Origin of the sequence: Klebsiella sp. LTGPAF-6F (genome assembly GCF_001753185.1) — a bacterium.
Lineage (GTDB): Bacteria > Pseudomonadota > Gammaproteobacteria > Enterobacterales > Enterobacteriaceae > Klebsiella > Klebsiella michiganensis.
The window spans coordinates 1,005,060-1,017,279 of the sequence record NZ_CP017450.1 but is presented as its reverse complement, the minus strand read 5'-3'; the positions used below and the strand labels follow the sequence as shown (position 1 = coordinate 1,017,279).

Here is a 12,220-nt window from a genome sequence, read left to right as displayed (position 1 = left end):
AACGTATTCACATGCCTCCCCTCTCCTCTTCTACGGTGGATTGATAGATAAGCGGAGGGTGGATATTTATTCGGGGATGTAAACCGTTCCTGAAAGGATTTTCCGCGCGGTACGTATAACCGATGCCCGAATATCCTCCGGGCGCTCAGCTGTATGACTTAAATCGACGTCGATCCCCCCGCTGGGGTGTTCGACCGTAATAACGCCATCGCCCGATAGCTTCGTCAGTTCATTCGCAATGGTGCCTGGAATAATGCATGCGCTTGCCAGACCGATAGCGCCGGTAATCGCCAGCGATTTATGACAGTTATGCGGCATAAAATAACGTACATTTAGCGTTCCGCCGCTTAGCCCCGGAGAAATCAGAACCGGTTTAGGGATAACCATATTGCTCACATCCCCAAACCCCATCGCCTTCCCGGCCTGACGGCGAATAGATTCCAGCGATTTGAGTAAGGCTGTATCCCGATCTAATTCGCTGGCAGATTCATATCCGGTTTTTCCCAGACTCTGGGCCGGGATCACCACCATAGGCATCGCCATATCAATACAGGTCACTCGCACATTATCAAAAACTTCCATACGATTGCCCGTTGGGAAAAGCTGGCCGGATTTTGCGCCCGCGGCATTCAAAAAAGTCAGCGCAACCGGCGCGGCATGGCCTGGAACGCCATCGATTTGCGTATCGCCTTCATAAATAACCTTTCCATCTGGTGTTTGAACGTCAGCGTCAACAAAGGTATTGGTGTTCACATTTCTTATACGCACTCGCGTAACCGGCGACACCGCCTTAACCAACCCATGTTCAATGGCAAAGCCGCCAACCGCGCACAGCATATTGCCGCAGTTTGGCGTCGTATCCACCCGCCGTTCATTGACGATGACCTGAACAAACAGATAATCGATATCCGCTTTGTCGCTTAGGGATTGACTAATAATGGCCACTTTACTGGTTTGCGGGCTCCCTCCGCCAATACCGTCAATCTCCAGCTCGTGACCGGATCCCATTATGGTTAACAAGCACTCATCACGTTTCTGAATATCCTTAGGTAAATCATCTGCTAATAGAAAGGCACCTTTTGATGTCCCTCCACGCATTAATACACAGGGAATGCTCTTCATAGCATGTTCCTTATCCGCCAGAAATAAATAGAAGAATTGAATAAAACGCCGCGTGAATTTAATTGGTTTTATGTTCTTTAAGATTTTTATTTACTTAATTAACGGCCAGATAAATCACGTCAGATATTTTACCGATTCATTCTACTTGCAAGAATTTCGCTGGTTGATAAAATTTTGCCATAAGAGTTATTCCTGCTAAGTATTAATAAAAAAGCATGTCTGCTTAATAATGACTTGTCGTCTACTTAGAACAACGCTTATTAAACCCTACGGAGCAATAATGAAAAATGAACTATCCGGTATGAAAGCCTTTGTCACGGTGGCAGAGCTTGGCTCATTTAGCAAAGCCGCCGAGCAGCTCAGCCTCTCGCAGCCGGCACTCACCAAAAAGATAAAAAAAATAGAGAGTCATCTGAATATTGCGCTGTTCGAACGAACCACGCGAAAACTTGCGCTTACCCAGGCCGGAAAAATACTGCTCCCCAAGGCCAAAGCGTTGATTTCCAGTCTTGATGCGGCAATATTTAACCTCAACGATTCAACTTCTCAATTACATGATACCGTTACGCTATCTTGCATTCCGACCGCCGTATTTTACTTTTTACCGCGCGCTATCGTGCAATTTAATAAAAACTACCCCAACATCAAAGTACGAATTTATGAACAAGGTATAGAAACGTGCATGAACTCGGTACGAAAAGGCGAAGTCGATTTTGGAATAAACATGAACTTCATCACATATCCAGACATCGATTTTATCCCCCTGGTGAATGAACCTTTTGTTCTGGCCTGTCGGCAAGACCACCCTCTGGCGTGTCGAAAATTAGTCGAATGGCGGGAACTGGTGAGCCAGACCTTAATCGGCGTCAGGAAATCAAGCGGCAACCGACAGTTAATAGAGAAATGCCTGGCGGATAAGCCCTGGCGACTGGATTGGTTTTATGAAGTCAGGCATTTGTCGACCTCGCTCGGCCTTGTCGAAGCCGGACTGGGCGTCTCGGCGCTTCCCTGTCTGGCTATGCCCCATAGCGGCAATAGCACCGTCGTGAGCGTTCCGCTCGTGGAGCCGGTTATCCGGCGGACGCTTGGTATGATCCGCGTAAAGAACAGACCTCTCTCCGCGGCGGCGGAACGATTAGCTTCGCTATTACTGCTTATGTGGACGGATGAAGCGGGCGCGCTATGGCGCAACGTCGTTGATGCCACTCACAATACCTGAGCGCCGCGCCGGCCGCTTCGTCCCCCGGTTAAGGCGCCAGGGCAATCACCTCGGCCGCCCAGCGCTGAAATCCTTCGACGTCCAGCCCCAGCGCCACCCGTGCATTTGCCGGCTGGCCCAGCCTGCCTTCGATATCAACCACCGTGGTGCCTGAGGTCCATGTACCCTGGGTTTCTACCGCCACAAAGCATGGTTCAAGGGTAAAGAGCTGCGGGCGAACCAACCACGCAATCGCGCACAGGTCGTGCATACGCAGCCCGCTGCTCATGCTGCCGCTACGGTAGTGGCTAAACAGAGCGTGCAGCATTTTCCCGGTCTGATTCAACGTTGGCAGAGTGGCGAGGTAATCCGGCGCCAGCATCGCCTGATTGGTGACGTCCAGCCCGCACATGACGATATCCAGCCCGCTGTTGAACACTTTAGCCGCCGCTTCGGGGTCGATGGCGATGTTAAATTCCGCATTCGGCGTAAAGTTGCCGCGCCCGGCGGAGCCGCCCATGATCACCAGGCGACGGATATTAAAGCGGCATTCCGGGTACTGGGTCAGCAGAAGCGCAATGTTGGTTAACGGGCCGATCGCCACCAGGGTCATCGGCTCCGGGGCGTGCATCAGCGCGTCGCGGATCGCCTGAAACGCCGGTTTCGCCAGCGGCTGGCGGTGATGTTCAACGAAATCGTAGCCTTCCATACCGGACTCGCCGTGCACCGAGGCGGCGTCGCGCAGAGGGCGAACCAGCGGCATCGACGCGCCCTGGGCCAGGGGAACATCAGCGTTCCAGAAATGCAGAAGCTGAAGGGCGTTGCGGGTCGTTTTCTCCACCGACACGTTGCCCGCCACCGTGGTCATCAGTTGCAAATCAAGCTCGGGGGCGAACAGCGCGGCGGCAATCGCCGCGGCGTCATCAATGCCGGGATCGGTATCCAGAATGATAGGTAAGCGCATCGTTTCTCCATAAAAAATGCCAGACGTTAAGTCTGGCATCTTCTCATACTGCGGCGAAAAAGAACTTACTCTACTTCACGGACATCTACGCGCAGCTCTTTCGGCACCTCGAAAACGATGTTCTCTTCGCGGCCTTCCAGCGGCACCGCTTCGCCGCCGCCCAGCTCCTGCAAACGCGAAATCACGTTCTGTACCAGGATATCCGGCGCCGATGCGCCCGCGGTCACGCCGACGCAATCCGCTTCTTTGACCCAGGCTTCCTGGATATCGGTCGCGTCGTCGATCAGATAGGCCGCTTTCCCCATCCGCTGCGCCAGCTCGGCCAGGCGGTTAGAGTTAGAGGAGTTCTTCGACCCCACCACCAGCACCACGTCGGCCTGCCCGGCCAGCGCGCGGACGGCTTCCTGACGGTTAGTCGTGGCGTAGCAGATATCATCTTTACGCGGCCCGACGATTTTCGGGAAGCGCTCGCGCAGAGCGTCAATCACGTCGGAGGTATCGTCGACGGAGAGCGTCGTCTGGGTCATAAACGACAGCTTAGCGTCGTTTTTCACGTCCAGCGTCCAGACATCGTCCGGCGATTCCACCAGGTACATCCCCCCCTGCGGGTTGCTGTACTGCCCCATGGTGCCTTCCACTTCCGGGTGACCGGCGTGGCCAATCAGAATCGACTCTTCGCCGCGGCGGCTGGCGCGGGCGACTTCCATATGCACTTTAGTCACCAGCGGGCAGGTGGCGTCAAAAACCGTCAAATCGCGGCTTTTCGCCTCGTTGCGAACGGCCTGAGAGACGCCGTGGGCGGAGAAAATCAGGATGGCGCCGTCCGGCACTTCGCTAATCTGCTCGATAAAAATAGCGCCGCGTTGACGCAGGCTGTCGACAACATAGCGGTTGTGCACGACTTCATGACGCACGTAGATCGGCGCGCCGTATAGCGTCAGCGCATTTTCAACAATGCTGATAGCGCGGTCAACGCCTGCGCAGAAGCCGCGCGGGTTAGCCAACAGAATCTGCATCTTACCCCTCCAGCGCCGGATCGATCTCCAGCACTTCAACATCAAAATGAACGGTACGCCCGGCCAGCGGATGATTGAAATCAACGGTGATCGAATCGCCGTTCACTTCGCGGATCACGCCGGGCATTTCGCTGCCATCCATTGCGGTAAAGAGCATTATCGCGCCGACTTCCGGCTCGCCCGCGTCGATAAACTCCCGGCGCGAGAAATATTGAATCAGGTCCGGGCTCGGTACGCCAAACGCGGCGTCCGGCTCCAGCGAAAAGGTGGTTTTATCCCCTTCTTTCAGCCCCAGCAGATGCTGTTCAAGACCTTCAGAAAGCGAGGTATCGCCCAGGCGAAAGAGCGCGGGTTTACCGTTATTGCGGGTTGACTCTGCGGTGGAGCCATCGTCGAGCTTTAAGGTGAAGTGCACCAGCACCGCACTGTTGCTCTGTACTGATTTAGACATGCAGGTTGCTCACTTGTTTTGCCCGGCGGCAGCGCCGCCGGGCGAGTTTTGTTACGCCTGTTTCTTCGCAGCCGCGTTCGGTAAGAAGCCTTCCAGCACAATCAGCGCCGCGCCGATGCAGATAGCGGTATCGGCGAGGTTGAAGGTGGCGAAGTGCCAGTTCCCGACGTAGAAATCGATCATATCGACGACAAAACCATGCCACAGCCTGTCGAATAAATTCCCCAGCGCGCCGCCAATAATCAGGGCGTAGGCAATATTATTCAGCTTTTGCGTCGCCTTAGAACGATACATCAGCACCGCAAGGATCACGCAGATACCGATAGCGATACCGGCGAAGAACCAGCGCTGCCAGCCGCCGCTGTCGGCGAGGAAGCTAAAAGCCGCGCCATAGTTGCGCGCATAGTGCAGATTAAGCGATGGGAACAGCGATACCGTATCCCCCAGAGCGAAGTTCTGGAGGATCAGGAATTTACTGCCTAAATCGATAATCAGCACGGCTACGACGACCCACAGCCAGCGTAGCCCCGTTGAACAAATCGGTTTACTCATCAGGCAAACTTACGTTTTTCGCCGTCACCGGCGATGTTGCTGACACAGCGTCCGCAGATATCCGCGTGTTCCGCCACCTTGCCGATATCCGTGGTGTAATGCCAGCAGCGCGGGCACTTGTCACCTTCGGCTTTGCTCAGCACGACTTTCAGACCTTTGAGCAGTTCACTCTGCCACGCGTCGGCCGGAGCCTGCGCATAATCGGCAACGTTCGCCCCTGAGGTCAACAGGACAAATCGCAATTCATCGCCCAGCGCGTTCAGCTTCGCCGCGAGATCGGCATCGGCGTACAGCGTTACCGCCGCTTCCAGAGAGCCGCCCACCTGCTTGTCCGTACGAGCCTGTTCGATAACCTTGTTGACTTCGCCACGCACCTTCAGCAGCGCGTCCCAGAAGCCGTCGTTCATCGCTTCGTCAGCGTCCAGGCCAAACAGGCCGGTATACCATTCGCCGGTAAAGACGTATTTCTCGCGGTCGCCCGGCAGGTAACCCCAGATTTCGTCAGCGGTGAAGGACATGATCGGCGCCATCCAGCGCACCAGCGCCTCGGCAATATGGTACAGCGCGGTCTGGCAGCTACGACGCGCGATGCTGTCAGCCTTGGTGGTGTACTGGCGATCTTTAATGATATCGAGCCAGAACGAGCCCATTTCGATGGAGCAGAAGCGCATCAGGCGCTGCACCACTTCGTGGAAGTCGTAGGATTCGTAGGCTTTGACGATATCGTCCTGAGCCGCTTGCGCGCAGCCTACTGCCCAGCGGTCCAGCACGACCATCTCTTCCGGTTTCACCATATCTTTTGCCGGATCGAAACCGTTGAGGTTCGCCAGCAGGAAGCGCGCGGTGTTACGGATACGACGATAGCTGTCAGCGGCGCGTTTGAGGATCTCGTCAGAGACCGCCATTTCGCCGGTGTAGTCGGTGGAAGCCACCCACAGGCGCAGAATATCCGCGCCCAGCTTGTTCATCACGTCCTGCGGAGAAACGGTGTTGCCGATAGACTTGGACATCTTGCGGCCCTGGCCATCAACGGTAAAGCCGTGGGTCAGTACCTGGCGGTAAGGCGCTTTGCCCTTCATCGCGGTAGAGATCATCAGGGATGACATAAACCAGCCGCGGTGCTGGTCGGAGCCTTCCAGATACATATCGGCGGCGTGACCGGCGAACTCCGGACGCACGTCAACGACGGAAGAGTGGGTCGACCCGGAGTCAAACCAGACGTCCAGCGTATCCGGCACCTTCTCGTAGCTATCCGCGTCGGCGCCGAGGATGTCGCGGGAATCGAGATCCCACCACGCCTGGATGCCGTCGACTTCTACGCGTTTCGCCACTTCTTCCATCAGTTCCAGCGTGCGCGGATGCAGCTCCTGCGTCTCTTTATGCACGAACAGCGACATCGGTACGCCCCAGGTGCGCTGACGGGAGATACACCAGTCAGGACGGTTGGCGACCATCGATTCGATACGCGCCTGGCCCCAGTCAGGGATCCACTGCACGCCTTTGATTTCGGAAAGCGACTGTTTGCGCAGGCCTTTTTGATCCATGCTCACGAACCACTGCGGCGTGGCGCGGAAGATGATCGGCGTTTTGTGACGCCAGCAGCACGGGTAGCTGTGCTGCATTTTTTCAACGTGCAGCAGCGCGCCTTTTTCTGACAGAAGCGCAACGACAACATCGTTGGCTTTAAAGACGTTTACGCCGTCCAGCGTTGGGTAGGTTCCCGGCAGATAGGCGCCGTCCGGGCCAACCGGGTTCGCCACTTCAAGGCCATATTTTTGACCGATGACATAGTCATCCGGACCGTGGCCTGGCGCGGTATGCACCGCACCGGTACCCGCGTCCAGCGTGACGTGATCGCCCAGGATCGCCGGGACGTCAAAATCGAGGAACGGATGCTTAAAGCGCATCAGTTCCAGCTCGGCGCCGTTCACCACCGCCAGGATGGTGTAATCAGCAATGCCGGCGCGCTTCATCACGCTGTCGACCAGGTCTTTTGCCAGAATCAGCGCCTGACCGTCAACCTGCACCAGCGCATAGTCAAACTCCGGGGAGAGCGAGATGGCGCGGTTCGCCGGCAGGGTCCACGGGGTGGTGGTCCAGATAACCAGAGAAACCGGGCCGTTGACGTCGGCCACGCCAAATTTCGCCAGCACCGCCGCTTTATCGGCCGCGTGGAACGCCACGTCGATGGACGGAGAGGTTTTGTCGTAATACTCGACTTCCGCTTCCGCCAGCGCGGAACGGCAGTCTACGCACCAGTGCACCGGCTTAGCGCCTTTGTGCAGATGGCCGTTGCCGATGATTTTACCCAGCGCGCGGATGATGTTGGCTTCGGTTTTGAAGTCCATGGTCAGGTACGGGTGCGACCAGTCGCCCAGCACGCCCAGACGGATAAAGTCTTTACGCTGTCCGTCAACCTGGGTGGCGGCGTATTCGCGGCACTTAGCGCGGAACTCGGCGGCGGTGAATTTCTCACCCGGCTTACCGTACTCTTGCTCCACTTTCAGCTCGATCGGCAGACCGTGGCAGTCCCAGCCCGGTACGTACGGAGAGTCATAGCCCGCCAGCCCTTTGGACTTAACGATAATGTCTTTCAGAATCTTGTTAACCGAGTGACCAATATGAATGCTGCCATTCGCATAAGGAGGGCCATCATGCAGAATGAAGGTTTTTTTGCCTTTTTTGGCTGCACGAATGATGCCGTACAGGTCATCATCGGTCCAACGCGCCAGCATTCCCGGTTCACGCTTGGCGAGGTCGCCGCGCATCGGGAACCCTGTTTCCGGCAAATTCAGGGTCGATTTATAGTCACTCATCAGATTCTCGGTTCCGTATTTCGGTTTGATAAACACCGTCAGGGTTATGCCTGGCCGGTTAGCCCAAAGAAGTCGCGGGCCGTTAACTCATCACGTGCGATTTGCGTTTTCAGCTCATCAAGCGACGCAAATCGCTGCTCATTACGTATTTTTTTACGCAGTATTACATCTATATGGCGACCGTAGAGGTCCATTACAACATCCAGGAGATGAACTTCCAGCTGCTGACGCACGCCGGAGACCGTTGGACGAGTACCAATGTTGGCGACGCCCATAAAAGGTTTGTCGCCAAGCCCTGTCACTTCTACCGCATAGACCCCTTTTACGGGGGAAACCTGACGGCGCAGCGGTAAATTCGCCGTCGGGAAGCCTATTGTGCGCCCAAGTTCATCGCCGTGCACGACGCGACCGGAGATAGTAAACGGATGCCCCAGCAGCGTCTCCGCGAGGGGCAGATCGTCGTCCGCCAGCGCCTGACGTACCGCCGTGCTGCTGATGCGCACGCCGCCTTCACAGAAGGTTTGAGTGCTGGTGACGTCAAAGCCGAACTCCACGCCGGCTTTTTGCAGTAACAAGAAATCCCCCTGGCGACCGGCGCCAAAGCGGAAATCATCGCCAACGGCGAGGAACTGGACGCCCAGCTGGCGCACCAGCAGTTCGCTGATAAAGTCCTGGGCGGTCAATGCCGCAAAGCGCCGATCGAAGCGCACGCACAGTACGTAATCGACGCCGCTTTCGGCCAGATAATTCAGCTTCTCACGCAGGCGCGTTAAACGCGCGGGCGCTTTATCGGCGGCAAAAAGCTCAAGCGGCTGTGGTTCAAAAATCATCACCACCACCGGTAAGCCACGCTGGCGACCTTCTGCGCGCAAACGCTGCAATAATGCCTGGTGCCCGCGATGCACGCCGTCAAAATTTCCAATGGTCAGCACGCACCCGTGCGGGGCCTGACTGAGATTATGTATGCCGCGTATCAGCTTCATGTCTGGCTCAAAACAGTGAAAATCGTCCGAGTATACCTTGTACAACTGGCGACGTTAACCAGCGATTGCACCTCTTCACCGAAAGATCCCGGGAATTCATTCACTCAGCGCGAGATTGCGGGAAAATCTCTCCAGCGTCGTCGATTTTTATGGTCGAAAGGCTGTATTCGCCTGCAACAAGCTGGTAGAATCTTGCGCCATCACTACGTAATAAAGCGTTGTTGGTTTAAACGACGCTTATTTGCACAAATCCATTGACAAAAGAAGGCTAAACGGGCATTCTCCTCGGCCTTTGAATTGTCCATATAGAACACATTTGGGAGTTGGACCTTGGCTAATATCAAATCAGCTAAGAAGCGCGCCGTTCAGTCTGAAAAGGCCCGCAAGCACAACGCTAGCCGTCGCTCTATGATGCGTACTTTCATCAAGAAAGTATACGCAGCTATTGAAGCTGGCGACAAAGCTACTGCACTGAAAGCATTTAACGAAATGCAACCAATCGTGGACCGTCAGGCTGCTAAAGGTCTGATCCACAAAAACAAAGCTGCGCGTCATAAAGCAAACCTGACCGCTCAGATCAACAAACTGGCTTAATCGCCTGCTTGTTGTCGCTTTGTAAAAAAACCCGCGAAAGCGGGTTTTTTTATGCCTGTCGTTTATCACGTAATACGTCACGACTCGCGTTCTGGTTATCGCAGCCAGCTCATGCTTCCGCATGAACTGGTGGGGTATTTTCCGCGCGGCAAGAAACCGTTCTGGCCTATGCCTGAGGCGGCGTAAAGAGCGCCGAATAGTCGCGATGACAAATACGCTGCACCGCTGGATGCTGGATCATTCGTTCGGCAAAGATGGCGTGATACTCCTCCATGACGTTGTCCATGCGTCCGATCTCGACTATCGACTCATCGCTATAGAAATCATGCGCATAGAGCGTCGGCGCGACAAATATCGCATTGTGCGCCGCGCCGAAGGCCTTCATCAACGCCGCATCATCAAACTCGCCCAGAATCTCCACCTGCAAACCCTGCGAGTTAAACCAGTTCAGCAGCTTGCGCCCTAACATAGAACGGCGGCCGGGGATCAGCAAACGGCGTTCTTCCAGACAGCCGGGGAACGGTTTTTCCGGCGGCGGATTCATGCACCAGAAGCTCACGCTGCACTCGCCGATTTTCACCGAAAACAGCCCTTCCTGCTGGGTGGAATCGATGGGGCAGTCGGAGATAATCATATCGAGTTTATGCTGGCTTAGCTGCTCCAGCAGCATTTCGTGGGTCGACTCGAAGCAGCGTAAATGGATCTGTTCATTCTCGACGACGGCGGCATCCAGTACGCCGCTCACCAACCTTTTCGACAGCGCATCCGCAACGCCAACATCAAACAGCAGATTCGACTCTTTACGGTAGTTAACGATGTCGAGCATTTCCTGGCTCAGCGTAAACATGCGATCCGCATAGCGGAACACCAATTCACCTAATTCGCTAGGCTCCAGCCCCCTTCCTTTACGCTTGAACAATTTCCCCTGCAGGCGTTCTTCCAGCGCCTTAATTTGCCCGGTAATGGTCTGCGGCGTCAGGAACAGCGCTTCCGCCGCGCCAACAACGGAGCCCTCTTTGTAGACATGCCAGAAGTAGTACAGGTGGTTGTAGTTGATATGCGACATGCTTCTCTCCCTGATAATGTCCAGGAGAGCCGTAGCGGCTCTCCGTGAGATGTTAAGCCGCGTAGCCCGAATCCGTTACGCGCTTACGCAATATTATGTATCCCGTGACGGCCGATAATATCGATCCAATCAGGATGCCAAGCTTGGCCCAGTTGATCAATCCGGGGTCGACGCTACCGAAGGCCAGGGTGGCAATAAAAATCGACATTGTGAAGCCAATCCCACACAGGATGCCGACCGCCATAATTTGCTTACAGGTGGTTCCTTCGGGTAACGAAGCCCATTTCAGCTTCAGCGCCAGCCAGCAGAAGACGCTAATACCCAACGGCTTACCGATAAACAGCCCGGCAATAATACCCAACGGCAGCAGTGAGGTCAGCCCTTCTACCGTGACGCCCTGCAAAGAAACGCCCGCGTTAGCGAAGGCGAACAGGGGCAGGATCAGGAATGCCACCCACGGATGCAGCACGTGCTCAAGCTGCTTCGCCGGCGATTTGCCGTTCTGCTCTTTTAGCGGGATCATAAAGCCGACAATGACCCCGGCCAGCGTTGCGTGAACCCCCGACTTAAGAACCGCGGTCCAGAGTATGGCGCCCACCAGAATATAGATCCCGGTACGCCGTACGCCGCACAGATTTAACCCCGCCAGCACAGCAATGGCTCCGGCAGCGACAACCAATGAGACGACGGAAAGATCGTGCGTATAGAACAGCGCAATAATAATAATGGCGCCCAGATCGTCGATAATGGCCAGCGCCATCAGGAAAATCTTCAGCGCGGCGGGCACCCGATTCCCCAGCAGCGCCAGCACGCCCAGCGCGAAGGCAATATCGGTGGCGGCCGGAATTGCCCACCCTTCTCTGGCAATCGCATCCTGGCCGTTAAACGCCAGGTAGACCAGCGCCGGAACCACCATTCCGCCCAACGCCGCGACCACCGGAAACACCGCCTGGCGACGGCTGGCCAATGCCCCCTGATTCATTTCACGCTTCACTTCCAGACCGATAAGCAGGAAAAATACCGCCATCAGCGCGTCGTTAATCCACAACAGCATGTTCTTGTTGATCTCTAACGCACCGATGCGCAGCTGGACGGGCGTTTCCAGGAAAGAGCGATACAGGCCGCTGGTCATGCCGGTATTGGCTAATAACATGGCCATGATAGCGGCCAGGATTAAGATAATGCCCCCGGAAGCATCGCTCTGAAAAAAACGCTGCAGATGTTTCACTTTTACCTCACCATATCCGCAAACAACTCGATAAAAGCATAATACATATGCGGAAACCTCGAAAAAATCAGTTTTAAATTGCCATTACATTCGTTTTTTACGAATTAACCCTCATCAAGAGATTGGCCGTCCGCTCGTCAATGGGTGACGCTGCGTTGTCCGAACAGGAAGTCAGAGGTACGCCAGCCCCATCCTCAACGGCCATAAGGAAAGAATCCGTATCGCCATCT

The 12,220-nt window shown here is 55.3% G+C and carries 11 protein-coding genes; 2 read left to right on the top strand and 9 right to left on the bottom strand.

Going from position 1 to position 12,220, the window contains the following annotated elements; translation table 11 throughout:
- Window positions 1-66: 66 nt before the first annotated feature.
- Window positions 67-1,122, bottom strand: coding sequence for a 4-oxalomesaconate tautomerase (locus BJF97_RS04845; protein WP_032694607.1), 1,056 nt, complete (start codon window positions 1,120-1,122; stop codon window positions 67-69).
- A gap of 280 nt (window positions 1,123-1,402) precedes the next feature.
- Between BJF97_RS04845 and BJF97_RS04840 the strand changes: the two genes are divergently transcribed.
- Window positions 1,403-2,341: a LysR family transcriptional regulator gene (locus BJF97_RS04840; protein ID WP_014227868.1), complete on the top strand. Its 939-nt coding sequence runs from the start codon at window positions 1,403-1,405 to the stop codon at window positions 2,339-2,341.
- A gap of 28 nt (window positions 2,342-2,369) precedes the next feature.
- On the opposite strand, the gene rihC is transcribed toward BJF97_RS04840, so the two are convergent.
- The 6 genes from rihC to ribF all read right to left on the bottom strand — a co-directional run bounded on the left by rihC (window position 2,370) and on the right by ribF (window position 9,102).
- Window positions 2,370-3,284, bottom strand: coding sequence for a ribonucleoside hydrolase RihC (rihC, locus tag BJF97_RS04835; RefSeq protein WP_025108499.1), 915 nt, complete (start codon window positions 3,282-3,284; stop codon window positions 2,370-2,372).
- Window positions 3,285-3,349: 65 nt separating this feature from the next.
- Entirely contained in the window at window positions 3,350-4,300 is a 951-nt protein-coding gene (gene ispH / locus BJF97_RS04830; protein ID WP_014227866.1) for a 4-hydroxy-3-methylbut-2-enyl diphosphate reductase, read from the bottom strand.
- 1 nt (window position 4,301) lies between these two features.
- Window positions 4,302-4,751 (bottom strand): FKBP-type peptidyl-prolyl cis-trans isomerase, encoded by a 450-nt coding sequence (gene fkpB / locus BJF97_RS04825; protein WP_004098486.1) that lies wholly within the window; start codon window positions 4,749-4,751, stop codon window positions 4,302-4,304.
- Between the two features lie 51 nt (window positions 4,752-4,802).
- Window positions 4,803-5,303 carry a signal peptidase II gene (lspA, locus tag BJF97_RS04820; RefSeq protein WP_004098485.1) on the bottom strand — a complete coding sequence of 167 codons (501 nt, stop codon included), beginning with the start codon at window positions 5,301-5,303 and terminating at the stop codon, window positions 4,803-4,805.
- Window positions 5,303-8,119, bottom strand: coding sequence for an isoleucine--tRNA ligase (ileS, locus tag BJF97_RS04815; protein ID WP_014227864.1), 2,817 nt, complete (start codon window positions 8,117-8,119; stop codon window positions 5,303-5,305). The genes lspA and ileS overlap by 1 nt, the downstream gene beginning before the upstream one ends.
- 44 nt (window positions 8,120-8,163) lie before the next feature.
- Entirely contained in the window at window positions 8,164-9,102 is a 939-nt protein-coding gene (ribF, locus tag BJF97_RS04810; RefSeq protein ID WP_004098483.1) for a bifunctional riboflavin kinase/FAD synthetase, read from the bottom strand.
- A gap of 330 nt (window positions 9,103-9,432) precedes the next feature.
- Here ribF and rpsT point away from each other — a divergent pair, with 330 nt between their 5' ends.
- Window positions 9,433-9,696: a 30S ribosomal protein S20 gene (rpsT, locus tag BJF97_RS04805; protein WP_003018940.1), complete on the top strand. Its 264-nt coding sequence runs from the start codon at window positions 9,433-9,435 to the stop codon at window positions 9,694-9,696.
- Window positions 9,697-9,862: 166 nt separating this feature from the next.
- Here rpsT and nhaR read toward each other — a convergent pair whose 3' ends face one another.
- Complete coding sequence (gene nhaR, locus BJF97_RS04800) at window positions 9,863-10,762, bottom strand: transcriptional activator NhaR (protein WP_014227863.1); 900 nt, start codon at window positions 10,760-10,762, stop codon at window positions 9,863-9,865.
- A 52-nt stretch (window positions 10,763-10,814) separates the two neighbouring features.
- Window positions 10,815-11,990 carry a Na+/H+ antiporter NhaA gene (nhaA, locus tag BJF97_RS04795; protein WP_014227862.1) on the bottom strand — a complete coding sequence of 392 codons (1,176 nt, stop codon included), beginning with the start codon at window positions 11,988-11,990 and terminating at the stop codon, window positions 10,815-10,817.
- Between the last annotated feature and the right edge of the window lie 230 nt (window positions 11,991-12,220).